The 23,949-nt window shown below is 70.2% G+C and carries 19 protein-coding genes; 13 read left to right on the top strand and 6 right to left on the bottom strand.

Annotated features, from left to right (window positions below; all coding sequences use genetic code 11):
- Window positions 1–270 precede the first annotated feature (270 nt).
- Together CC117_RS19700 and CC117_RS19695 are read left to right on the top strand one after the other, a co-directional pair.
- A complete protein-coding gene (locus tag CC117_RS19700) occupies window positions 271–1,371 on the top strand; it encodes an NAD(P)-dependent alcohol dehydrogenase (protein ID WP_071086281.1) in 1,101 nt (366 codons plus the stop codon).
- 219 nt (window positions 1,372–1,590) lie between these two features.
- Window positions 1,591–2,631 carry an LLM class F420-dependent oxidoreductase gene (locus CC117_RS19695; protein ID WP_071086279.1) on the top strand — a complete coding sequence of 347 codons (1,041 nt, stop codon included), beginning with the start codon at window positions 1,591–1,593 and terminating at the stop codon, window positions 2,629–2,631.
- Between the two features lie 13 nt (window positions 2,632–2,644).
- Here the strand turns inward: CC117_RS19695 and CC117_RS19690 are convergent, their stop codons facing one another.
- Complete coding sequence (locus CC117_RS19690) at window positions 2,645–3,550, bottom strand: nuclease-related domain-containing protein (protein ID WP_071086278.1); 906 nt, start codon at window positions 3,548–3,550, stop codon at window positions 2,645–2,647.
- A 299-nt stretch (window positions 3,551–3,849) separates the two neighbouring features.
- Between CC117_RS19690 and CC117_RS19685 the strand changes: the two genes are divergently transcribed.
- On the top strand, window positions 3,850–4,833 hold the full coding sequence (locus tag CC117_RS19685) for an alpha/beta fold hydrolase (RefSeq protein WP_071086276.1): 984 nt from the start codon (window positions 3,850–3,852) through the stop codon (window positions 4,831–4,833).
- Window positions 4,834–4,897: 64 nt separating this feature from the next.
- Here CC117_RS19685 and tyrS read toward each other — a convergent pair whose 3' ends face one another.
- Window positions 4,898–6,121 (bottom strand): tyrosine--tRNA ligase, encoded by a 1,224-nt coding sequence (gene tyrS / locus CC117_RS19680; RefSeq protein WP_071086275.1) that lies wholly within the window; start codon window positions 6,119–6,121, stop codon window positions 4,898–4,900.
- Window positions 6,122–6,757: 636 nt separating this feature from the next.
- On the opposite strand from tyrS, the gene CC117_RS19675 reads away from it, so the two are divergent.
- The 3 genes from CC117_RS19675 to CC117_RS19665 are packed head-to-tail and all read left to right on the top strand — an operon-like array spanning window position 6,758 to window position 8,829.
- The gene (locus CC117_RS19675; RefSeq protein WP_071086273.1) at window positions 6,758–7,618 is read left to right on the top strand and encodes an SDR family NAD(P)-dependent oxidoreductase; all 861 of its coding nucleotides are present in this window, start codon (window positions 6,758–6,760) and stop codon (window positions 7,616–7,618) included.
- Between the two features lie 48 nt (window positions 7,619–7,666).
- Window positions 7,667–8,224, top strand: a complete 558-nt coding sequence (locus tag CC117_RS19670) for a nuclear transport factor 2 family protein (RefSeq protein WP_071086271.1) — start codon at window positions 7,667–7,669, stop codon at window positions 8,222–8,224.
- A 44-nt stretch (window positions 8,225–8,268) separates the two neighbouring features.
- On the top strand, window positions 8,269–8,829 hold the full coding sequence (locus tag CC117_RS19665) for a nuclear transport factor 2 family protein (RefSeq protein ID WP_071086269.1): 561 nt from the start codon (window positions 8,269–8,271) through the stop codon (window positions 8,827–8,829).
- A gap of 116 nt (window positions 8,830–8,945) precedes the next feature.
- Here the strand turns inward: CC117_RS19665 and CC117_RS19660 are convergent, their stop codons facing one another.
- The 4 genes from CC117_RS19660 to CC117_RS19645 all read right to left on the bottom strand — a co-directional run bounded on the left by CC117_RS19660 (window position 8,946) and on the right by CC117_RS19645 (window position 13,340).
- Window positions 8,946–10,130 carry an amidohydrolase family protein gene (locus CC117_RS19660; RefSeq protein ID WP_071086267.1) on the bottom strand — a complete coding sequence of 395 codons (1,185 nt, stop codon included), beginning with the start codon at window positions 10,128–10,130 and terminating at the stop codon, window positions 8,946–8,948.
- A 101-nt stretch (window positions 10,131–10,231) separates the two neighbouring features.
- Complete coding sequence (locus CC117_RS19655; protein WP_071086265.1) at window positions 10,232–11,530, bottom strand: acyl-CoA dehydrogenase family protein; 1,299 nt, start codon at window positions 11,528–11,530, stop codon at window positions 10,232–10,234.
- A complete protein-coding gene (locus CC117_RS19650; RefSeq protein WP_071086263.1) occupies window positions 11,527–12,678 on the bottom strand; it encodes an acyl-CoA dehydrogenase family protein in 1,152 nt (383 codons plus the stop codon). Before CC117_RS19650 ends, CC117_RS19655 begins: the two co-directional genes overlap by 4 nt.
- A gap of 50 nt (window positions 12,679–12,728) precedes the next feature.
- Complete coding sequence (locus CC117_RS19645) at window positions 12,729–13,340, bottom strand: TetR/AcrR family transcriptional regulator (RefSeq protein WP_071086351.1); 612 nt, start codon at window positions 13,338–13,340, stop codon at window positions 12,729–12,731.
- A gap of 420 nt (window positions 13,341–13,760) precedes the next feature.
- Between CC117_RS19645 and CC117_RS19640 the strand changes: the two genes are divergently transcribed.
- The 7 genes from CC117_RS19640 (at window position 13,761) to CC117_RS19610 (ending at window position 23,911) form a co-directional block, all read left to right on the top strand.
- Complete coding sequence (locus tag CC117_RS19640; RefSeq protein ID WP_084132424.1) at window positions 13,761–15,059, top strand: cytochrome P450; 1,299 nt, start codon at window positions 13,761–13,763, stop codon at window positions 15,057–15,059.
- 123 nt (window positions 15,060–15,182) lie between these two features.
- A complete protein-coding gene (locus CC117_RS19635; RefSeq protein ID WP_071086261.1) occupies window positions 15,183–16,784 on the top strand; it encodes an SMP-30/gluconolactonase/LRE family protein in 1,602 nt (533 codons plus the stop codon).
- Window positions 16,785–16,789: 5 nt separating this feature from the next.
- Window positions 16,790–17,641 carry an SDR family NAD(P)-dependent oxidoreductase gene (locus tag CC117_RS19630; RefSeq protein ID WP_071086259.1) on the top strand — a complete coding sequence of 284 codons (852 nt, stop codon included), beginning with the start codon at window positions 16,790–16,792 and terminating at the stop codon, window positions 17,639–17,641.
- Window positions 17,642–17,740: 99 nt separating this feature from the next.
- Window positions 17,741–19,126, top strand: a complete 1,386-nt coding sequence (locus CC117_RS19625) for an aromatic ring-hydroxylating oxygenase subunit alpha (protein ID WP_071086257.1) — start codon at window positions 17,741–17,743, stop codon at window positions 19,124–19,126.
- A 93-nt stretch (window positions 19,127–19,219) separates the two neighbouring features.
- Window positions 19,220–21,046 (top strand): flavin-containing monooxygenase, encoded by a 1,827-nt coding sequence (locus tag CC117_RS19620; protein WP_071086255.1) that lies wholly within the window; start codon window positions 19,220–19,222, stop codon window positions 21,044–21,046.
- A gap of 38 nt (window positions 21,047–21,084) precedes the next feature.
- Window positions 21,085–22,029, top strand: a complete 945-nt coding sequence (locus CC117_RS19615; protein WP_071086253.1) for an SDR family NAD(P)-dependent oxidoreductase — start codon at window positions 21,085–21,087, stop codon at window positions 22,027–22,029.
- Between the two features lie 175 nt (window positions 22,030–22,204).
- The gene (locus tag CC117_RS19610) at window positions 22,205–23,911 is read left to right on the top strand and encodes a thiamine pyrophosphate-binding protein (protein WP_071086250.1); all 1,707 of its coding nucleotides are present in this window, start codon (window positions 22,205–22,207) and stop codon (window positions 23,909–23,911) included.
- Window positions 23,912–23,949: the final 38 nt, after the last annotated feature.

Genomic DNA, 23,949 nt, shown 5'->3' with positions numbered 1-23,949 from the left:
GCAATTCCGCCGGCCGGCCCGCGCAACCGCCGCGGCCGAGARCAGTGGTGCCCGCCCGGCCAACAGGTGCCCGGGTCTGGCGTCCGCTGATGGTCCCGTGGGTCCCGAGTGCGGGGCGTGGGAATCAGGTCGCCGTCTCTTTGTCTGGTTGAAACGCCGGATACCGGTGCTCTAGGGTTCCGGAAGTCGCGTCGTTCCCGGGAACCAGCGGACACTGCGGAACCAGCGAACGGCGGAGCCAGAGCGACCGACGAAACCAGGAGGCCTCGAATGAAGGCGACCGCGGCTGTGCTGCGTCAGGCCACCGGCCCCTATCTGATCGAGGACGTCGTCCTCGACCCGCCCGGGCCCGGCGAGCTGCTGGTCCGGGTCGTGAGCGCGGGCATGTGCCACTCGGACATGCTGCCGCGGCAGGGAGACCCCCTCGCTCCGCCGCCCATCATCACCGGGCACGAGGGCGCCGGAGTGGTCGAGGCCGTGGGTGCCGGGGTCGAGCGGGTGTCGGTCGGCGACCACGTCGTCCTGTCGTTCGACTCCTGCGGTGAGTGCGCGAACTGCCGCCGGGGGCTGCCGCCCTACTGCGACACGTTCCTGGGCCGCAACATGCTCGGGCGCCGGGTCGACGGGTCGACCTGCGCGTACGACTCGCAGAACGAGCAGATCGCGGCCCGGTGGTTCGGCCAGTCGTCGTTCGCCACGCACTGCATCGCGACCGAGCGCAACGCGGTCGTCGTCGACCCGGCACTGCCGCTCGAGAAGCTCGGCCCGCTCGGCTGCGGCATGCTCACCGGCGCCGGCACGGTCCTCGTCGGGATGAACATCACCGCCGGGAGCAGCGTCGTGGTGTTCGGCGCGGGTGCTGTGGGCCTTGCCGCCGTCATGGCCGCGAAGGTCGTCGGTGCGGACCCGATCATCGCCGTGGATCTCCACGAGAGCCGGCTGGCGCTCGCCAGCGAGCTGGGAGCCACCCACGTTCTGGACGGGACGGCCGACCGCCTGGCCCGCAGCATCCGGAGTCTGACCGGCGGTGGGGCGCACTTCAGCATCGACACCACCGGCAACGTCACCGTCGCGGCGCGCGCCATCTCCGTGCTGCGCCAGACCGGCCACTGCGGGCTCGTGGGCCTGCAGCACGAGCCGTTCGTCCTCGACCCGGCCGCGTTGCTGGGCAGGACGGCATCCGGGATCATCGAGGGCGGCGCCGACCCGCAGGTCCTCATCCCGCGCCTGATCGAGCTGTGGCAGGAGGGCCGGTTCCCGTTCGACCGGCTGATCGAGACCTTTCCGCTGGCGGAGATCAACACGGCCGAGAAGGCATCGCTGTCCGGCGCGGTCGTCAAACCGGTGATGCTGCCCGGCGGGATCGTCTGAACGCTCCGCGTCCGTCTCCTTCGGGCGGGCCGGGGACGAGGGCCGGCAGGCTGGTCGGCGGCGTCATACAGGAGTCGGTTCGGCTGGTTCGGTAGCCTCCTCCGCGCCGAGGGCCTCGCGCCGAGACAGGAGGCCGAGGACCGAGGCTGGGAGCTGGCAGCGGCAAGGCACGCGCAAGACCGGAAAGGTCGGGAATCGAAGGCAGGGGACGGGAGACGCATGCGGATCGGAATGCCGCTGAACTACAGCGGCGGGTTCACCGAGGCTGTCGCGGAGCTTGGTGACTTCGAGAAGGCGGGGCTAGGCATCGTCTTCGTCCCGGAGGCGTACTCGTTCGACGCGGTCAGCCAGCTCGGGTTCCTCGCGGCGCGCACCGAGCGGATCGAGATCGCCTCGGGCATCCTGCCGATCTACACCCGTACGCCGACCCTGACCGCCATGACGGCGGCCGGCCTCGACTTCGTCTCCGGCGGCCGTTTCACGCTCGGCCTCGGCGCATCCGGGCCGCAGGTGATCGAGGGCTTCCACGGGGTGCCCTACGACGCCCCGCTCGCCCGCACCCGGGAGGTCGTCGAGATCTGCCGGGCGGTGTGGCGGCGGGAGAAGCTCGAGTACGCCGGCCGCCACTACACGCTGCCGCTGCCACCGGAGCAGGGAACGGGGCTCGGCAAGGCGCTGAAGATCATCAACCAGCCCGTGCGGGAGCGGATCCCGGTGCTGCTCGCGGCGATCGGGCCGAAGAACGTGGCGATGGCCGCGGAGATCGCCGAGGGATGGGAGCCGTTCTTCTTCCACCCGGAGAAGGCCGGCGAGGTGTGGGGAGAGGCCCTGGCGGAGGGCACCGCCCGGCGCGCCCCCGAGCTGGGCCCCCTGGACGTCGTCGTCGCCGCGCCGCTGGCGATCGGGGAGGACACCGACGGCCTGCTCGACCTGATGCGCCCGATGGCCGCCCTCTACGTCGGCGGCATGGGCGCCAAGGGCCGCAACTTCTACAACGACCTCGCCCGCCGCTATGGCTACGTCCGGGAGGCCGAGCTCATCCAGGAGCTGTATCTGGCCGGCCGGAAGAAGGAGGCGGAGGCGGCCGTACCCGTCGACCTGCTTCGCGCCACCGCGCTCATCGGCCCGCCCGGGTACCTCCAGGAGCGGCTCGCCGCCTACGCCGAGGCCGGTGCGACGACGTTGAACGTGACGCCGCTCGCCGCACACCACCATGCGCGCGTCGCCGCGATCGAGCAGGTACGCGAGTGGGCGTCCTGACGGTCCCCGCCGCTCAGACACCCACCCAGGTGGCCGGGATCCGGGCGCAGGTGTAGATGCGCTCGACGTCCGCCGGTCCCCACACCGGCCGGACCACGTCGAAGGCCGCACCGATGTCGTCGTGGTGTACGGCATAGACGTCCTTCAGCGTGTCCACCACCGTGAGCTGTTCCGCGTTGACGAAGGCCAGCACGCCGGCGACGCAGATGTCGAAACCGCACGCGCGGCTCAGCGCCGTCGAGGCCCGCAGCGCCTCGGCGCGGGCCTTGCGTACGTACTGGTAGGCACGGGGACCCAGCCGCACGGCTTCGTCTCCCACCCAGATCCGGCCGCCGTGGTGGTGCTTGGTGTTGATGGTGAAGACCCCGCCGGGGCCGATCAGCAGATGGTCGATGTCCACCTCGTTGGCCAGGGGGATCGAGTGCAGCACCCGCCAGCCGCGGGACTCCAGCGGAGCGAGCTCGGCCGCGACGATCCGCTCGCCCACCAGGCCCGTCCGCCAACCCTCGGTCTCCGGCCRCTCGCGCCGTAGCAGGCGGTCCACCAGCGCCCGCCAGAAACCGGGCTCCAGCTCGGCGAGCAGTGCCTCGATGGCCGCACCAGGCTGGTTCACCGCAAGATCGTCGGGTCTGGCCGGGTGGCCCCGCCGGGCGCCTCTGGCTGCTGAGGGCGGGCTCATGGCCGGGCTGGTGGCCGAGGTCGGAACCGCTGCCGCTGTCGGCATGGTGCTCAGAGCCGGCATGGTGCTCAGATGCGGGCTCAGGACGGAAAGCACCGTGTCGCGGTCGACGCCGTCGGCCRTGATGTCGAGCCTCCCGGTCAGCAGATCGAAACAGGCGGYGTTTCGTCCATCGGGAAAGTTCACGTACAGCCGGTCCTGCCCGAAGCGTTTCCAGCGTTTGACCTGGAACTCGTCCATACTCCGCCCATCGACGACGACATGGAGATGTGCCGGCCGTCAGCCCGCTGTTGCACGCGGACCGCACCGCCGCCGCTGCAACACCGGCAGGGCGGCGGAAAATGCCAGGAGGTAAGTCCTGGAACTGCACATTATCGCCGCCGCGACCGGGCCTCCACCGATTCGCTGGACAAGGGAGTCGTCCACACCCGGCACTCGCCCGTGGTTGGCTGGAGAAACCAGGTCATGAGTGCTGCCGCCTGCGTGCGGTGCTGCGGTGCTGCGGTGCCGCACAGACGAGGCGGCGAGGCGACGAGGGGATGAGGCGGTCGGTGAGCGCGCGCGTGCAGAGGTCGTTCGACGGGGCCGGAGTGCGGCTGGCGGGTGACCGCTGGGATCCCGCCGGCGGTGGCGGCAGGGGAACCGTGCTGCTGCTGCACGGCGGCGGGCAGACCCGGCACTCCTGGCAGCGGACAGGGGAGCGTCTCGCCGCCCTGGGCTGGTCGGCGGTCGCGGTCGACGCACGCGGCCACGGTGACAGCGACTGGTCACCGGACGGCGACTACGGCTATCGGACGCTCGTCGGCGACGTGCGGGCGGTCGCCAGCCAGCTCGGCGAGCCGCCTGTCCTCGTCGGCGCCTCGATGGGGGGCATGGCGGCACTGATCGCGCAGGGGCAGGAACCAGCTCTCGGCCGTGCGCTGGTGCTGGTCGACATCACGCCCCGGGTGGAGCCCGAGGGGACGGAGAAGATCTTCGCCTTCATGTCCTCGGCGCCGGACGGGTTCGCCTCGCTGGAGGAGGCGTCGGCCGCGATCAGCGCCTACAACCCGCACCGCCGGCGCCCGGCGAACCTCGACGGCCTGCGGAAGAACCTGCGCCAGCGGGACGGGCGCTGGTTCTGGCACTGGGATCCGGCGTTCATGCGGATCCGCGAGGAGGCCGACCGGGCGCTGGAGATCCAGCAGGCGTTGCGGGGCCCGACGGTGGCCGGGGCCGGCTCGACGCCGGCCCACCAGCCCGAACCGCTCCATGCCGCGGCCCGCGCGATCAGGGTGCCGACCCTGCTGGTGCGGGGCAAGCAGTCCGACATCGTCAGCGAGCAGGGCGTGGCGGAGCTGCTGGAGCTCATCCCGCACGCCGAGTACGTCGACGTCACCGGCGCCGGCCACATGGTCGCCGGCGACGACAACGACGTGTTCGCCGGTCGGCTCGGCGACTTCCTCGACCGGTTGCCCCCGGCGGGCGCCGCCCCCGGGGTTGCCACCTCCGAGGGGGCCGCAACCGCCGACGCGGCGGGCTGAGGCACCGGTCGGATCCACCGGCTCCGGCCGGTGGATCCGCGACCCGGCCTGGCAGTGCTGCGGGTCAGTCGACCGGGTGGGAGATCTGGAACCAGCGGCGCTTCCCGAGCTTCACCGGGGTCGGTTCGGCGCTCACCGTGATGACCGCCTCGATGTCGTCGATGCGGTCGTCGCCGACCGTGACCCCGCCCTGCTCGATGAGCCGGCGCAGGTCGCCCTTGGACGGCCCGGCGCCGAGCAGGGTGCGCATCAGGTCCAGGATCCGGACGGATGCCGTGTCGATGACGACGTGCTCGGCGTCTGCCGGTGCCTGGCGGCGGCTGAAGGTCGTGATGAACCACTCCCGCTCCGCGGCGGCGGCGGCCTCGCCGTCCCAGCGGGTGACGACCGCGGTGGCCATGTCGTACTTCGCCTCGATCGGTGCCGACTCCTGCTTGCTCAGCACCTGCTGGATCCGCTCCGCCGGCAGGTCGGTGTACACCGAGAGGTACTGGCCGACGTACTGGTCGGGAACCCGCATCAGACGGCCGAACTTCTCCCGCGGGCTGTGGCTGATGGCGACGTAGTTCCCGAGGCTCTTGCTCTGCTTCTCCCCGCCGTCGATTCCCGGTGTGATCTTCGTGGTGATGACGACCTGGGGCGCCTGGCCCTCCTTCTCCTGGAGGGAACGCCCCATCATCTCGTTGAAGAGCTGGTCGCTTCCGATGATCGTGAGGTCGGCGCGCAGGCAGACGGAGTCCCACCCCTGGATGATCGGGTACACCAGCTCGTGGGCGGCGATGGACTGGCCCTCGCTCATCCGCTTGCGGAACATGTCCCGCGAAAGGAGCCGGTCGACGGTCACGCGGGACATGACGCTGAGCAGTTCCGACGGTGACATGGCGTTCAGCCACTCGGAGTTCGGTCGGACCTCGAGCAGCTCCGGATCCGTCCGCAGCACCTGGGTGGCCTGTTCCTGGATCTGCTTCGCGTTCGCCGCGATCTCCTCGGGGGAGAGGACCGGGCGCGTCCTGCTCTTTCCGGTGGGGTCGCCGATCTGCGTGGTGAAATCACCGAGAAGAAGCACGACCCGGTGCCCGAGATCCTGGAGCGCGCGGTACATCCACAGGTTCACCGCATGGCCGATGTGCAGATGCGGGGCGGTGAGGTCGACACCGTATTTCATAATCAGCTGCCGGCCGCTCAGAAGGCGCGTGCGCAGCTCTTCGAGTGTCAGTATCTCGTCGGTCGTCCGCGCGAACTCGCTGAGGAGGCGGTCGACGTGCGCACGGTCATTGATGACAGACATCTGGATCCTTGTGAGAGCTGATAATGGATCATCGTATCATGGCGCCCCGGGGTGACCGGTGATCCCGCCGCCGGCCGGGCCCGTGCGGAGGCACCGTGTATTGACCAAAAGCCGGCCGGAGAACCGCCCGGGCGCGGCGGCGGCTCAATTAACCGTTTGACCCTCCGGGCGTGATATTGGCTCCCGGCGCCCCGGGCGGCCACCGGGAGCCGGCGGTCGCGCGGGGCGCGCGGTCGTGCGATGCGCGATTGCGCGTATGCGCAGGGCCATCGGAACTCCGCGTGCGGACCACCCCTGGGCGAGGCGGCTGTCGGAGCCGGGTGTCGATGATCCGTCCCGCCGCCTCGGGAGGCCTCGGAGACCCGTGGGGGTGCAGCAGGCCGCCGGCCATACCGGGGTTCGGTCGGGGGTGGCACTAGCACGTTAGGCGACGGCGAAAAACATCTATCCTTGAAAGGATTACTCTCATATTCTCAGGTGCGTCGTCGCGGGGGATTCGCCGCGCGCCGGGGAGCGGGACATGACGGCCGGCGGGTGGCGGGCGCGACCGTCGGCGCATGCGGACGTGTGTGCGACGAGCCCCGCCGCCAGGCCGTGTCCACCCGCCCCGGGCACCGATCGCAGACTGGAGTTGGTATGGGCTCCCTCGCCGGGAAAGTCGCTGTCGTCACTGGAGCCAGCAGGGGCATCGGCAGAGGAATCGCGCTGGCGCTCGCGGACCACGGCGCCACGGTGTACGTCACGGGGCGGACGGTGGTGCCGGGCTCGCACGCTCTCCCCGGCACGGTCGGGGAGACCGCGGCGGAGGTCGACCGCCGCGGTGGACACGGCGTCGCGGTACAGGTCGACCATGCTGACGACGGGCAGGTCGCCGCGCTGTTCGAGCAGGTCGAGCGCGAGCAGGGCCGGCTGGACATCCTCGTCAACAACGCCTTCTCGCTGCCCGAGGACCTGACCGAGCCCGGGTCGTTCTGGGAGAAGCCGCTGTCGAACTGGGAGATGGTCGACGTCGGGGTCCGGTCGAACTTCGTCGCGGCGTGGCACGCCGCCCGTCTCATGGTCCCGCAGGGCCAGGGCCTCATCGTGGCGACCTCGGGGTACGTGGGCGTCACCTACACCTACGGGGTCGTCTTCGGCACCTGCAAGTCCGCGGTCGACCGCATGGCGCGCGACATGGCGATCGAGCTGAAGCCGCACTCCGTCGCCTCCCTGTCGCTGTGGCAGGGGCTCACCTTCACCGAACGGGCGGAGCGCAATCTGGCCCGGGACCCGTCGATGAAGGCGCAGACGGTCACCAACCCGCTGATCGGCAGCTCGCCGGAGTTCCCGGGACGGGTCATCGCGGCCCTCGCCGTCGACCCGGACGTCATGGCCAGGTCGGGCGGCACGTTCATCACCGCCGAGCTGGCGACCGAGTACGGCATCAAGGACATCGACGGCAAGGTCATCCCGTCGGTCCGTGCGCAGCGGGGATCGCCCATCTGGTCGCCCGTCTGACCTCGCGCCGCCACCAGGGTTCGCCCGCTTTTTCCTCTGGAGGAGAGAATGGATATCCCGATCAGCCCGGAGAAGCTCGCCAGGCTTTCGGAAGTGCTCGACCGGCAGGACATCCTCGACTGCCTGACCCGCTTCAGCCGGGGTATGGACCGGTTCGACCGGGAGCTGTTCCTCTCGGCGTTCCACAAGGATGCCGTGATCGCTGCGGGGCCCTTCGTGGGCGGCCCGGTGGAGCTGTACGAATGGGCGGCCCCCATGCACGAGCAGGGGCAGGCGGCCACCCATCACAACCTGATCAACGTCACCTACGACATCGACGGCGACACGGCGCACACCGAGACCTACTACCTGTTCGTCGGCCGCAACCGGGACGAGACGAACTGGATCGCCGGCGGGCGCTACATCGACCGCCTGGACCGGCGCGACGGTGAGTRGCGGATCGCGGTCCGGACCAATGCCATCGAGTGGTCCGGGCTCGTCCCGACCCTCGACATCCCGTTCACGGACGTCCCCGGCGTCTACCTCAACGGCACCCCGGGACGAGGGTCGGGTGACCCGTCCTACCAGCGGCCGCTGACGAACCTGCGCGAGCCGCAGGTCCCCTGACCGCCCGCCGGAACGGACCGACCAACCATGAGGGAGCCCGCACCATGACCAACGACACCACCGAGGGCGCCTACGGGGCCGACGACCTCAGGTACGTTGTCGACCGCGCGCGGATCCTCGACTGCGTGGCCCGCGTCGCCCGGGGCGAGGACCGCCGCGACGCCGATCTGATCAGCAGCGCGTACTGGCCGGAGGCGACCGACGACCACGGCATCTTCATCGGTGGGCTCAAGGAGTACCTCGAGTGGGTGGTCCCGGGCGCCGACGCGATCACGGTCACGTTACACACCCTGGGGCAGAGCCTGATCGAGGTCAGCGGGGACGAGGCGACCGCGGAGACGCACGTGACCGCCTACCACCGCATCAACCTGGGTGAGCAGGAGAACGACATCGTGATCGGCGGGCGGTACCTGGACCGCCTGGAGCRGCGTGACGGGCAGTGGCGCATCGCGCACCGCACGATGCTCTACGACTGGCTCCGTGACTTCGGCACGTCGGTCGACTGGTCCCAGGGGGTGCTCGGCATGCCGTTCCTCGGTGACCACTACGTCGGCCGGGCGCACGGCGACCACAGCGTCACCGCCTTCCGGCCTGACCAGGCCTGACCGGGCCCGCTCGGGCCCGACCAGGTCAGGTCGGGCCCGAGCGGGGAACGAGAGCGGCCCGCACCGAGTGGGTGTGGGCCGCTGCGCGTTGCGCCAGGCTGGTCGGGAGGGGGGCCTCAGACCGCCGCGGGCACCTTCATGAGCTGGGCGAGGTTGCCACCCATCATCTTGCGTACCAGCGGCTCGGGCAGGTGCTCGAGCTCCTTCAGGTAGCTGCGCGGGCTGGCCAGCCCCTCGGGGTGCGGGTAGTCGGAGCCGAACAGGACATGGTCCTCACCGAGCAGCTGGGCGAGCTCGGCGAGGTCCTCCTCCCAGAACGGGCTGATGTAGATGTTGCGCCGCACGACGTCGACCGGGTGCTCCAGGAAGTCCTGCGGCATCTTCTTGTACAGCTTCGCCATGGCTGCCAGCAGCGGCGCGACCCAGCTCATGCCGTTCTCGACGATCGCGATCTTCAGCTCGGGGAACCGGGAGAGTGCCCCGTGGCAGACGAGCGCCGAGACGGCGTCCTCGACCGGCCGCCAGGCCTGCAGCATGTGGAAGGTGTTGGKCTGGAACGGCAGCATCTCGCGGCTGCGGCCCATCCAGTCACTGCTGTAGCGGGCGTAGCCGCTGTCCGAGGAGTGCAGCGCGACGAGGATGCCGGCTTCCTGGACCCGGGCCCAGAACGGGTCGAACTCCGGCAGCCCGAACGACCGCGGGCCGCGCAGGCCGGGCACGGGCGCCGGCCGGATGAGGACCACCCGCGCGCCGCGCTCGAGGACCCACTCCAGCTCCTCGATGGCCTTCTCGACGATCGGCAGTGTGATGACCGGGGTGGTGAAGATCCGGTCCTCGTAGTTGAAGGACCAGGTCTCGTGCAGCCACTCGTTGAGCGAGTGGACGACCACGTGGATCAGGTCAGGCTCGTCGCGCAGCCGCTCCTCGATGAGGCTGGCCAGCGTCGGGAACATGAGGGTGCGGTCGAGGCCCTGCTCGTCCATGAGGGCGAGCCGTGCGGCCGGCTCCCGCCAGGCCGGGATGGAGCGCACCGGCTTGCCGAAGATCTCCCGGTAGGTCTTGCCCTCCGGGTTGCCGTGCCGGTAGTAGTCCTCCTGCGCGCCCGGGCGGGCGACGACGTCGAACGTCGGGTTCGGGATGTACTCGCTGATCTGTCCCTTGACGACGATCTTCGTGCGGCCGTTCAGCTCGACGTAGTCGATGAGGCCCTTGTACTTCTCGGGCAGGAACTGGGTGAGCGCGTCCCGGGTCTCGTATAAGTGGTTGTCCGCGTCGAAGACCGGGATGTCGTGGCTGGGCATCAGACCTCCTGGAAAGGCTGCCGGAGGAACAGGAACCGGACGGGTGTGGGTGGGTCACGCGGTGAGAGCCGGCCGGCCCGGAGGTCCACCCGGCTCTGGCGTCAGGATCGGGCCGAGCCGCCCCGTGGGACGTCCCGGAAGGCGCGGTCGCGGTCGAGCGCGGCCTCCCGCGGCATACCGAGCACCCGCTCACTTATGACATTACGCGCGATCTCGGTTGTCCCGCCGCCGATGCAGGTGGTCTGACGCAGCAGGAAGTCCGTGCCGATCTCGGCGATCGCGCCGTCGTCCGGTGCCCAGGCCGCTCCGGCCGAGCCGGAGATGTCGAACGCCATCGAGGTGACCCGCGTCGAGGACAGGCCAGCGAACAGCCGGCCGATGGCCGCCGACTGGTCAGGCAGCTTGCGGGACCGCACACCGGTGCTGATCCGGGTCTGCAGGGCCTCGCGGACGAGGTCGAGCACGCGGCCCTCGCCGATGAGGTCGCGGGTGCGCGGGTCGTCGAGCCGACCGGCGTCGCGGGCGACGTCCACCAGGAAGGTGGCGTCGACTCCGCCGTAGGACCAGCCGGACGGCATGGTGACGAAAGGGGAGTTGTGCAGCATCCGCTCGTGGAACATCCAGCGGGTTCCGACCGTCCAGCCGTCGTCGACGTTGCCGATCCGGTCGCTGTCGGGCACCCGGACGTCGGTGAGAAACTCCTGGCAGAACTCCTTGTTACCGTTGAGCATCTCGATCCGCTGGACGTCCACCCCGTCCTGGTTGATCGGCAGGATGAACACGGTCAGCCCGCGGTGCTTGGAGACGTCCCAGTTGGTGCGGGCCAGGCACAGCGCCCAGTCGGACCACCAGGCGCCGGTCGTCCAGATCTTCGAGCCGTTGAGGATCCAGTCGTCACCCTCGAGGACGGCGCTGGTCGTGACGGAGGCGACGTCCGAGCCGCTGCCGGGCTCGGAGAGGAACTGCATCCAGATCTCCTCGCCCTTGAGGATGGCGGGGATGTGGCGCAGCTTCTGCTCCTCGGTGCCGAACTCCAGCAGCACCGCGGCGCAGGGCGAGAACGTGGGGGCCTGGATGCGGGACGGGTACTCGAAGCCCGTGATCTCCTCGTTGAACGCCCGCTGGTGGGCGGGGCTGAGGCCCAGCCCGCCGTAGGCAGGTGGGAAGCAGATGCCCGCCAGCTTCGCGTCGAAGAGCATCCGCTGGATCTCGCGCTCGCGGGCGACCTCGGCGAGCTCCTCGTCGTCGGTGAGGCGGGCCCGCATCACTCCGGTCTTCGCATGCGTGACCAGCGGCTGGAGGTTGGCCCGGATCCAGGTCCGTGCGCGGGCACGGAACTCCTCGACGCTCTCCACCGGCGCTGTATCCGCCGGGGAGGTGTCGGTCGGCTCGGTGGTCATGCCCGCTCCTTGTACTGCTCGACGGTGCCGGCGACGCGCTGGCGGTGTTCGGCCGGTGTTCCGTACAGGGCCCGGTTCACGGTGACGCGGCGCAGGAACAGATGCAGGTCGTGCTCGTAGGTGACGCCGATGCCGCCGTGCAGCTGGACGCATTCCTGCAGCAGCTCGGTGCCGTTGTCACCGATGTACGACTTCGCGGCGCTGACCAGCTCGCTGGCCTCGGGGGAGCGGGCGTCGACGGYGGCCGCGGCCGCGTCGTTGATCGCGTGCGAGGCCTCCAGCCAGGTCTTCATGTCCGCGAAGCGGTGCTTGAGCGCCTGGTAGGAGGCGAGGGGGCGGCCGAAGGAATAGCGCTCGAACGCCCACTGGACGGTCATGTCGAAGGCGGCCTGCATGGCGCCGACGGCCTCGGCGTTGTGGATGACGATCGCGAGCTGCAGCTGCCGCTCCACCTGCTCGGCCGCCTCGCCGACAGCGCCGACGACGGTGCCGGGCCCTACCCGGACCTCGTCGAAGCGGATGGTGGCGAACCGCCGGCTCAGCTCCACGGTGCGCAGTGGCTCGACGGAGACTCCGGAGGCGCCGGCGGAGACCAGGAACTGGGTCAGCCCCTGTTCCCCACGGGCGGTGACCAGCAGGTGGTCGGCCTGGCCACCCGCCTCGACCGGGCGGCACGAGCCGTTGAGGACGAAGTCGTCGCCGTCGGCGCGCCAGGTGACCCCGACGCTGCCGAGCCGGTCGAGCGGCGGTGCCCCGGCCAGGCACCAGGAGGCCACGGCCGACCCGGACATGATCTGGGCGAGCACGTCGGCGTGCGGGCCGTCGGTGTCGGCGCCGCCGGCGTCCGACAACGTGGCGGCCACGACGTTCGTCCCGGTCAGCGGGCCGGGGGCGGCGCGCAGCCCGAACTCGTGCGCGACCAGGGTCAGGTCGACGAGCCCGGACCCGCTGACGGAGCCACCGCCCTGCTCCTCGCTGACGAGCAGCGACACCCACCCCAGCTCGGCGCCGGCGCTCCAGTAGCCGGGCTCGAACCCGGCTGGGCTGGTGCGCAGGCTCCGGACGGTCTCGGCCGGGACGCGGTCCGCCAGGAACCGCGCGGTCGCCTCCCGGAGGACCTCCTGGTCAGGACTCAACTCCAACAGCACGTTGCGTCACCTCGCGTCACGGCGTTCCCCTGCCTGCTCCAGCCAGGTCGTCACGATACGGACCGCCGGTCCACATCGGCAAGAGGTGTACCCGGGCCCCGCGTCGCCGACACCGCGAGCCGGTGCAGGCCGGCTCGCACCTGCTCCGGGTCCATCCCGCGCACGGAGATCAGATAGTCGAGGACGTCCGCCCGCAGTGCTGTCGACAGGATGTAGGTCAGGTAGTCGGTGTCCTGCGGATGCGTCGCGGCGAGCCGCCGTGCCAGCTCGGTGAGCCAGTACCGGCTCGACGAGTGGGCGTAGTACGCGTGTGGCACCCGGTGTTCCAGCGCGCGGATGAGCGCCCGGTTCTCCCAGACGAAGTCGAGCAGGAGGTCGAGGTAGGCGTGGAGGGCGTCCGCCGCCTCGCCGCCGGGGCCGAGCGGTGGTGGGCCGTGGTCGACCAGGCGTCGCATCGCCACGGAGCGGGGGAGCAGCACCGCCTCGATCAGTGCTGTCCGGTCGCCGAAGCGGCGGAAGATCGTGCCCTTGCCGACCCCGGCGGCGCGGGCGATGTCGTTCATCGAGACCTGTTCGACTCCGTCACGGTCGAACAGCTCCGCCGCGGCCGCGAGGATGGCGGCCCTGTTGCGGGCCGCATCTGCTCGCTCCGATCCGGTCACCACTCGTGTCTCCTCAGCTGTTGACGTGGACGATCCCCTTGCCGATGTGGACCGTCGGTCCGTATTGTGACGCCCTAGTTCGTATGGCCGGGCCGATCGCGGGGCTACATCCCACAAACCGAGGGTGGACCGGGGTGGAGACGCGGTGAAAGTCCTGGCTGACAGGGGCGTCGGGCAAGGGAGCCGGATGACGCAAGGTGACCGATCGCGCTGCCTGGGACAGGCGCTGGCCAGCGGGTCCTCATCCGCGCGGCCGCTGCGCCGCCGGGGGATCGTGCCACGGATCCGGCGGTCCGGCACCGGCCCGTCACGGCTCATCCTGCCTCGCGCGGTACCTGGTCCGGCCTGCCCCGGCACGAGCGCCCCACGGCCGCGGTATGACCAGCGCGAAGCGCCGACAGTCGGCGGTGAAGGGATCCGGTGCAGACGGTGACAGACATTGATGCGGTCGACTTCTTTCGGGGCGACGAGCTCATCGAGGACCCGTACTCCTACTTCCACGCCCTGCGGGCGAAGTGCCCGGTGCAGAAGGAACCGCACCACAACGTGGTGATGGTGACCGGGTACGACGAGGCCGTCTCGGTCTTCCACGACTCCGAGCACTTCTCGTCCTGTATCTCGGTGACCGGCCCGTTCCCGGGCTTCCCGGTGCCCCTGGAGGGCGACGACATCTCGGAGCTGATCGAGCGGCACCGGGCCGAGCTGCCGATGAGCGACCAGCTCCCGACCTTCGACCCGCCGGTACACACCGACCACCGCGCGCTGCTCATGCGGCTGATCACCCCCAAGCGGCTGAAGGAGAACGAGGAGTTCATCTGGCGGCTCGCCGACCGCCTGCTGGACACCTATCTCGCCGACGGCGAGGGCGAGTTCATCAGCGGCTTCGCCGGCCCGTTCGCCCTGCTGGTCATCGCGGACCTGCTCGGGGTGCCCGAGTCCGACCACGAGGAGTTCGCGGCCAGGCTGCAGGGCCGCGGCCACGGCGACGCCGGGGTGGGCAGCACCGGTGACGACCACATGGCGCACTCGCCGCTGCAGTTCCTCTACGACAAGTTCAGCACCTACGTCGAGGACCGCCGCCGCGAGCCGCGCGACGACGTCCTCACCGGCCTTGCGACCGCGACGTTCCCGGACGGCTCGACGCCCGAGGTCATCGACGTGGTGCGGGTGGCGGCCAACCTGTTCTCGGCCGGCCAGGAGACCACCGTCCGGCTGGTCAGCACCGCGGCCAAGGTGCTCGCCGAACGCCCCGACCTGCAGGCCCTGCTGCGCCGGGAAAGCGACCGCATCCCGAACTTCATCGAGGAGACGCTGCGGCTGGAGAGCCCGGTGAAGGGCGACTTCCGGCTCTCCCGGGTCGCCACGACAGTGGGCGGCGTGGAGATTCCGGCGGGCACGACGGTCATGGTGGTCAACGGTGCGGCCAACCGCGACCCGAGCCGCTTCGCCAACCCGGACACCTTCGACGCCGGGCGGCCGAACGCCCGCCAGCACATCGCCTTCGGCCGCGGCATCCACTCCTGCCCGGGCGCGCCGCTGGCCCGTGCCGAGGCCCGCGCGGGCCTCGAGCGGCTGCTGCAGCGGACCTCGGACATCAGGATCTCCGAGCGCGTGCACGGCCCGGCCGACGCCCGCAACTACCGCTACCTTCCGACCTTCATTCTCCGCGGCCTGACCCATCTGAACCTGGAGTTCACGCCGGTGGAGAACGGCAGTTGACTCCGGATTCGGCGCGGGTGCCGGCAGTGCTGCCGGCACCCGCGCCGGGGCCCGGAATCCGCTTCTCTGTGACCCACCGCGAGTGCTTACCCTAACAACGAGGTTTCCGGGAGTACGTCACCAATGTCGTTACAAGGCGCGCGTTACGCCAGTGCCACATCCATCAGCGTCGCCGACGGGTGGAGCCTGGAACGGCTCACTCCGCCGAGCCGGCTGTTCGGCGCCAACGGTCTGCGGACGGGCCCCGACGGCCGTGTCTACGTGGCGCAGGTGACGGGCAGCCAGATCAGCGCTCTCGACGTCGAGACCGGGGCGCTGGAGACCATCAGCGCCAAGGGCGGCGACATCATCGGTCCCGACGATGTGGCCTTCGACCCGGCGGGCAACCTCTATGCCACCGAGGTCATGGACGGCCGCGTCAGCGTCCTCGGCGCCGACGGCCGGACCCGCGTGCTGCGTGACGACCTCCCCAGCGCCAACGGCATCACCGTCCACCAGGGCCGGCTGTTCATCGGCGAGTGCCGCATCGGCGGGCGCCTGATGGAGCTCGACCTGGACGGCGGCGAGCCCCGCATCCTCGCCGAGAACGTGGCGATGCCGAACGCTATGGAGGTCGGGCCGGACGGCCTCCTGTACTACCCGGTGATGGGCACCAACGACATCTGGCGGATCCACCCCGACGGCGGCGAGCCTGAGCGGGTCGCCGGCGACCTCGGTGTTCCGGACTCGGTCAAGTTCGACGCCGAGGGCTTCATCGTCTCCACCCAGGTGCACAGCGGCCAGGTGCTGCGGATCAACCCGCGCAACGGCGACAGGACCGTGCTGGCCCAGCTGGGCCCGGGTCTGGACAACTGCACCTTCGTCGGTGACCGGCTGTTCGTCTCGAGCTTCACCGGCGCGATCACCGAGATCCTCGGGGACGGCAAGACCGAGGAGACCCTGCCCGGCGGGCTGACCTGGCCGTTGGGCCTGACCGTCGACGCCGAGGGCACCCTGTTCATCGCCGACGGCACCTTCTTCTACGCGCTGACCCCGGGCGGCACCCCGCAGACGCTGGGCATGCTGTTCAGCCCGAACTACCCGGGCTTCGTCCGCAGCGTGCAGGCCGTCGGCCCGGGCGAGTTCCTTGTGGGCACCGCCAGCGGCACCGTGGTGCGCTACCGGCCCGCCGCCCAGGAGTCCGAGATCCTCGCCGAGGGGCTCGACCAGGTCTACGGGGTCGCGGCCGCCCCGACCGGAGCGGTGGCCGTCGCCGACTTCGGCACCGGTCAGGTGCTGCTCGTCCGCTCCGGCGGCCAGACGGAGGTCGTGGCGTCCGGGCTGGCCAAGCCGCTCGGCGTGGCGTTCGCCCCCGACGGCACGCTGCTGGTCTCCGAGTCCGGCGCCGGGCGCGTCGTCGGGATCACCGGCCCGAAGGTCGACACGGTGGTCGACAACCTGTCCGACCCGCAGGGCATCCTGGTGCACGGCGGCCGGATCTACATCGTCGACTCCGGGTCGAAGGAACTCGTCAGCACCGACCTGGCCGGCGGCGACCGCCAGGTCATCGCCCGCAACCTCCCGCTCGGCGCCCCTCCCGGGGTCGTGCCGAAACCGCTGCGCGGCATGCAGCCGTTCTCCGGCCCGCAGGGGCCGTTCGCGGGCATCGCCGTCGGGCCCGACGGCACCCTGTACGTCTCCGCCGACGCCGAGGGCAGCGTGCTCGCCCTCACTCAGGGGAGCTGATCGCGATGACCGGCAAGGACTTCTTCGGCCTCGACGGGCGCGTCGTCATCGTTTCCGGCGCCGGCGGCGGTGRCATCGGCACGGCCACCACCCGGCTGATCGCCCAGGCCGGCGCGACCGTCATCGCGGTCAGCCGCCGCCAGGACAACCTCGACACCCACGTCGCGCCGCTGGCCGAGGAGGGCCTCGCGGTCATCCCCGTCGCGGCCGACTCCGGCACCGACGAGGGCATCGCGAAGGCGCTGGAGGCGGCCGAGAACGCCAGCGGCGACCTGTACGGGCTGGTCAACATCGCCGGCGGCGCGGCCCCCTCGACCTGGATGGCGTCGACCCGGGTGACCAGGTCGGACTGGCGCGAGCTGTTCGCCTGGAACCTGGAGACGATGTTCTTCCTGAGCCAGGCCGTCGCGGCCCGGCTGCGCTCGCAGGGCCGCCCGGGCTCGATCGTCTCGCTCTCCTCGATCAGCGGCATGAACACCGCGCCGCTGCACATCGCCTACGGCAGCGCCAAGGCGGCGGTGGTCGCGGCCACCCGCTCGCTGGCCGTCGAACTGGCCGCCGAGAACATCCGGGTGAACGCGGTCGCGCCAGGGGTGACGGAGACGCCGGGGTCCGGCGCCTATGTCGACACCGACGTCGAGCGCGACCACCGGGCCATCGCGATGGGGCGGCGCGCCCAGCCGCACGAGCAGGCCTCGGCGATCCTCTTCCTGCTCTCCGAGCTTTCGTCCTACATCACCGGCCAGACGATTCTCGTCGACGGCGGCCTCAATCTCCGGTGGACCCACCTCGGGTCCGACAACACGTCCCTGTTCCTCAAGGACGAGAACTTCCGCGCCGAGATCACGCGCCCATAGCACCGGTCCCATCAGCAACCCCCGCGGCCTCACCGGATAACTGGCAGAAGCTGCAACCGCCAATACCGACTATCTCCTCACGCGGGTTGGAGAAACGTCATGACAGAGACTGTCGAAAACATTCAGGGATCAGTGGCCCCGCCGACCGAACCGCTTTCGGAGCCGTTCACCATCGGGCTGGAGGCGTACCTCTCGCCCGAGTACGCCCGGGCCGAGCGTGACAAGTTGTGGCGCAAGGTGTGGCAGCAGGTCGGCCGGGTCGAGGAGATTCCCAAGGTCGGGGACTTCCTCACCTACGAGATCCTCGACGACTCGGTCATCGTGGTGYGCTCGGCGCCGGACCGGATCCGCGCGTACCACAACGTCTGCTCGCACCGGGGCCGGCCGCTGGTGGACGTCCCGCCGGGCGCCCACGACGCCCGCGGCCGCAGGCGGCAGTGGGTGTGCGGGTTCCACGGGTGGCGGTACGACCTGGACGGCGAGAACACGTTCATCGCCGAGCGTGAAGACTGGAAGTGCGCCCTGACCGAGCAGAACACCCGGCTGCCCGAGGTGAAGGTCGACACCTGGGGCGGCTGGCTGTGGATCAACCTGGACCCCGACAGCGGCCCGTTGCGGGAGTACCTCGAGCCCGCGGCCACCCTGCTCGACCCCTTCCAGCTGCAGAACATGCGATACCGGTGGCGCAGGTGGCTGGTCTTCGACTGCAACTGGAAGGTCGCCCTCGAGGCGTTCATGGAGACCTACCACGTGCCGTACACCCATCCGGAGTTCATGAGCTTCGGCGCCTTCCTCGGCTGGTCCCGGGCCCAGGGCCAGCACAGCAACATCGGCTACGACGCGCCCAAGGGCATGGACGAGAACCAGGCGAAGCTGCGGGTGGGTGGCGGCGCCGACGCGCGGATCTCCACCGCCGAACTGCAGAACTTCACCTGGGAGAACGCCAACACCAACACGACGCGGACGCTCGTCGACGTGGCGAACCGGCTGGTGGAGGAGCTTCCGGAGGGCACCTCGTCCGCCGAGGTGCTCCAGCACTGGCTGGCGACCGCCCGTAGCGAGGACGCGGCCCGCGGCGTGGTCTGGCCGACCGTAGAGCCGGCGCTGGTGGGGAAGAGCGGGACGGCCTGGCAGATCTTCCCGAACTTCCAGATCGGCCACGCGCTGAACAACATGCTCTGCTACAGCGCCCGGCCCTACGGCTACGACCCGGACAAGTGCATCTTCGAGGCGGCCGTCTACGAACTGTTCCCGGAAGGCGAGGAGCCGGCGACCGAGTGGGAGTTCTCTCCCCCCGACGACCCGGGGTGGCGCACCGTCCTGCCGCAGGACTTCGCCAACATGGCCGCCATCCAGAAGGGCATGAAGACGGCCGGCTTCACCGGGCCGAAGCCGAACCCCTACCGGGAGCGCACCGTGGTGAACCTGCACCACAACCTGGCCCGGTACATGGGCACCGGTGAGCCTCGCCCGCTCGAGCCCTGACGCCGCATCGCCGCATCGCGCAACCGCCCGCCGCTGACCGGTCCGGCTCACCCCCGGACCGGTCAGGGCGCTGTGAAGAACCGAGGACCTTGCATGTCGCAGTGCGCCCCGACGCAGACACCCGAGATCGACCACGACGCCCTGCGCGCCCGGTACCTGAACGAGCGCGACAAGCGCCTTCGGGAGGACGGCCAGAAGCAGTACCTGGTGGCCGAGGGTGACCTGGAGGAGTTCCACGAGGCCGACCCCTACCTGCCGGTGACCCCACGCCTGCCGATCCAGGAGGACATCGAGGTCGTCGTGCTCGGCGGCGGCTTCGCCGGTCTCATCGCCGCGGCCCGGATCCAGCAGGCGGGCGTCGAGGACGTCCGCATCATCGAGCACGCCGGCGACTTCGGCGGCGCCTGGTACTGGAACCGCTACCCCGGCATCCAGGTCGACTCCGACAGCTACTGCTACCTGCCGTTGCTGGAGGAGGTCGGCTACATACCGACGCGGAAGTACGCCTACGGCGACGAGGTCTTCGAGCACTGCCAGCGCATAGGTCGGCATTTCGGGCTCTACGACAAGGCCATCTTCCACACCCTCGTCCGTTCCCAGGAATGGGACCCGGAGATCGGGCGCTGGCGCATCGGCACCAACCGGAACGACGAGATCCGGGCGCGTTTCGTGGTCATGTGCCAGGGGCCCTTCAACCGGCCGAAGCTGCCGGRCATCCCCGGGCTGAAGGACTTCGCAGGCCACACGATCCACACCGCCCGCTGGGACTACGAGTACACCGGCGGCAGCTCGACCGGCGGGCTGGACAAGCTCGCCGGCAAGAAGGTCGCGGTGGTCGGCACCGGCGCCAGCGGCGTGCAGGTCATCCCGCACATCGCGCAGACGGCGGAGCACCTGTACGTGCTGCAGCGCACCCCGTCGTCCATCGACCACCGCGGCGACAGCCCGACGGACCCGGAGTGGGCCGCGTCGCTGCAGCCCGGCTGGCAGCTGGAGCGGCAGCGTAACTTCCACACCGCGGCGTTCGAGGCCTTCGGCCCCGGCCAGCCGGACCTGGTCTGCGACGGCTGGACGGAGATCAGCCGCAACCTGCAGGCGCACCTGGACGCGACCGACGGCTGGGCGGCACTGGCGGACCCGGCGAAGTTCATGGAGCTTCGCGAGACCGTCGACTACCAGGTGATGGAACGGCTGCGTCAGCGCGTCGACGAGATCGTGACGGACCCGGCGACGGCGGAGGTGCTGAAGCCGTACTACCGGTTCCTGTGCAAGCGGCCCTGCTTCAACGACCTGTACCTGCCGACCTTCAACCGGCCGAACGTGACCCTCATCGACGTCGCGAAGACGCAGGGTGTCGAACGGATCACCGAGAAGGGGTTCGTCGCGCACGGCGTCGAGTACGAGGTCGACTGCATCGTCTTCGCCAGCGGCTTCGAGATCACCACCGATCTCGACCGCAAGCTCGGCATCGCCCCGTTCGCCGGCCGTGACGGCCGCTCGCTCTACGACCACTGGCGCGACGGCTACCGCACGCAGCACGGCATCATGAGCGACGGCTTCCCGAACCAGTTCTTCACCGGCTTCATCCAGGGTGGCGTGACCGCCAGCACCACCTCGATGTTCGAGCAGCAGGCCGATCAGATCGCCTACGTCATCAAGGAGACCCTCGCCCGCGGGGCCACCGCTGTCGAGCCCACGGCCGAGGCCGTGGAGGCCTGGTGCACCACCGTGCGCGAGACGGCGTTCGACAACAGCAACTTCGAGCGTGAGTGCACCCCCGGCTATTACAACAGCGAGGGCGAGAAGAAGCGCCGGTCCCATCTCGGCGACCCCTACTGGCCCGGTTTCTACGCGCTGGAGGAGCTGTTCCAGGCCTGGCGCGGAACCGGTGAGCTCGAAGGCCTTTCCCTGAACCGCTGACCGGTTCATCTCGAGATGTGCGTCGAAGAGGAGCACTGATGTCGGAACTGCGGTTTGACGGCCGGGTGGCGGTGATCACCGGTGCCGGTCGCGGGCTGGGCCGGGCCTATGCCTTACTGCTCGGCTCCCTGGGTGCCAAGGTCGTCGTCAACGATCTCGGTGGGACCATGCGCGGCGAGGGGGTCGACGCCGGGCCCGCCGAGGACGTCGTCAAGGAGATCGTCGCGGCCGGCGGCGAGGCGGTGGCCGCCACCGACTCCGTGACGACGGCCGAGGGCGGGCAGGCGATCGTCCGGACGGCGCTCGACCACTACGGCCGGATCGACATCCTGATCCACAATGCCGGGAACGTTCGGTACGGGTTGCTCACCGAGATGTCCTACGAGGACTTCGACGYCGTCCTCGACGTCCACCTGCGGGGTGCCTTCCACCTCGTACGGGCGGCGTTCCCGCTGATGAAGGACGCCGGGTACGGGCGGATCGTGCTGACCTCCTCGATCGGCGGGCTGTACGGCAACCAGGCTGTGGCCAACTACGCCTCGGCCAAGGCGGGCGTGGTCGGCCTGTCCCACGTGGTCGCGCTCGAGGGCGCGGAACACGGCGTGACCTGCAATGCCATCGTGCCCGGCGCGCTGACCCGGATGGCGGAGGGCATCGACACCTCGGCCTACCCGCCCATGGGGCCGGAGCTCGTCGCCCCGGTGGTGGGCTGGCTCGCCCACGAGTCGTGCTCGGTCACCGGTGAGATGTACGCGGCGATCGCGGGCCGGATCGCGCGCATGTTCATCGGCGAGGTTCCCGGGGTGTACCAGCCGTCCTGGACGGTCGACCAGGTCGCCGAGCGGATCGACGCGATCCGCGACACCAGCGACCCGTGGATCCTGCCCATCGTCCCGTCGGCCCACGTCGACCACATCACGCGCAGCTTCGGGATGGCGACGGGCGGGGCCGGTATCACCGGGCAGACCAGGGGTTCCGCCTGACTCCAGGCCCGACCGGACTCCAGGCTCGACGGAGACCGCGCGGGCCGGTTCGCCGGGCCGCTCCGCACCATCGCGCACACACCGACCATCGCCAAGCCGTATGCGGGCGGACCGCATGTGCGGACTGAAAGGGGGATGGGGTATCGGGCCCGAGCGGCCCGTCCCCTGACTACCAATGGGTGTGAAAGTCTACGAGCGCATTCTGCAGCTGTTCGAGGCCGAGGGCATCAACACCATCTTCGGCATTCCTGACCCGAACTTCGTCCACATGTTCCACCGCGCCGAGGAGCGCGGCTGGACCGTCGTCGCGCCGCACCATGAGGAGTCCGCCGGCTTCATGGCGGAGGCCGTGTCGCGGATGACCGGCAAGGCGGCGGTGTGCATCGGCACCCTCGGCCCGGGTGTCGCGAACCTCGCCGGTGCGATGATGTGCGCCAAGGTCGAGAACTCGCCGGTGATCTTCCTCGGCGGGCAGCGGGCGCGGATCACCGAGCAGCGGGTCCGCCGCGGCCGGATCCAGTTCGTGAAGCAGGCGGAGCTGTTCGAGCCGTCGGTCAAGTACAACGCCAGCATCGAGTACGCCGACCAGACCGACGAGGTGATCCGGGAGGCCCTGCGCAAGGCGCTCGGCGGCACCCCCGGGCCGGTCTACATCGAGTACCCCTCGCACATCATCCAGGAAGAGCTCGACGTCCCGGAGCCGGTGGCGCCGTCGGCCTACCGTCTGGTCAACCAGACCGCCGGGCCGGACAAGATCGCCGAGGCCGTGGCCGCCATCAAGGCCGCGAAGCAGCCGATCCTGCTCGTCGGCCACGGTGTCCACACCGCCCGCGCGGGCGAGTCGGTGAAGGAGCTGGCCGACCTGATCGCCGCGCCGGCCATCCAGACCTCGGGCGGCACCTCGTTCATCAAGGGCCTGGAGGACCGCACCTTCCCCTACGGCTTCTCGGCCGCCTCGATCGACGCCGTGGTGAAGTCCGACCTGGTCGTGGCGATCGGCACCGAGCTCGGCGAGCCCGTCCACTACGGCCGGGGYCGGCACTGGGTCGCCAACGAGGCGAACCGCACCTGGATCCTCATCGAGCAGGACCCGCAGGCCATCGGGGTCAACCGCTCCATCGACGTGCCGCTGGTGGGTGACCTGCGCGCGGTCGTCCCGCAGCTGGTCGAGGCCCTCAAGGACTCGCCGCGCACCGCCACCCCGGAGCTCGCGGCGTGGATCAAGCAGGATGCCGACCAGCTCGCCGAGCTCGCCGAGACCGCGCCGACGGGCCGCGCCCTGGTGCACCCGGCCCGGCTGATCGTCGAGGCGACGAAGGCGTTCCCGCCGGACGGCATCATGGTCCGCGACGGTGGCGCCATCACGATCTTCGGTTGGACCTACTCGCAGGCCAAGCCGCACGACGTCATCTGGAACCAGAACTTCGGCCACCTGGGCACCGGCCTGCCCTACGCGGTCGGCGCCGGTGTCGCCGACGGTGGCCGCCGGCCGCTGATGCTCATCACCGGTGACTCGTCGTTCCAGTTCCACATCGCCGAACTGGAGACCGCGGCCCGGCTCAACCTGCCGCTGGTCGTCGTGGTCAGCGTCGACTACGCCTGGGGCCTGGAGGTCGGCGTCTACAAGCGGACGTTCGGCCAGGGCTCGCTGGAGACCGGCGTGCACTGGAGCAAGGAGACCCGCTTCGACAAGATCGCCGAGGGCTTCGGCTGCTACGGCGAGTACGTCGAGCGCGAGGAGGACATCGCGCCGGCCATCAAGCGCGCCTACGCCAGCGGGAAGACCGCCGTCATCCACGTGCCGGTCGACCCGAAGGCGAACTCGGAAGAAATGCCGAACTACGACGAGTTCCGCACCTGGTATGCGGAGGGAACTCAGTGACAATCCGTGTGAACCGCACGGCTGATATCCGCCCGCGC

It is taken from the genome of Parafrankia colletiae (genome assembly GCF_001854655.1).
GTDB lineage: Bacteria > Actinomycetota > Actinomycetes > Frankiales > Frankiaceae > Parafrankia > Parafrankia colletiae.
Note: the sequence above shows the minus strand (reverse complement) of the source record. Positions and strands in the feature narration are given on the sequence as shown.

Excerpts from the sequence above, each read along its gene's own strand:
- CC117_RS19635 (WP_071086261.1), top strand. The coding sequence starts at position 15,183 with ATGTCGTTACAAGGCGCGCGTTACGCCAGTGCCACATCCATCAGCGTC.
- CC117_RS19655 (WP_071086265.1), bottom strand. The coding sequence starts at position 11,530 with ATGACCACCGAGCCGACCGACACCTCCCCGGCGGATACAGCGCCGGTG.
- CC117_RS19685 (WP_071086276.1), top strand. The coding sequence starts at position 3,850 with ATGAGGCGGTCGGTGAGCGCGCGCGTGCAGAGGTCGTTCGACGGGGCC.
- CC117_RS19700 (WP_071086281.1), top strand. The coding sequence starts at position 271 with ATGAAGGCGACCGCGGCTGTGCTGCGTCAGGCCACCGGCCCCTATCTG.
- CC117_RS19675 (WP_071086273.1), top strand. The coding sequence starts at position 6,758 with ATGGGCTCCCTCGCCGGGAAAGTCGCTGTCGTCACTGGAGCCAGCAGG.
- tyrS (WP_071086275.1), bottom strand. The coding sequence starts at position 6,121 with ATGTCTGTCATCAATGACCGTGCGCACGTCGACCGCCTCCTCAGCGAG.
- CC117_RS19695 (WP_071086279.1), top strand. The coding sequence starts at position 1,591 with ATGCGGATCGGAATGCCGCTGAACTACAGCGGCGGGTTCACCGAGGCT.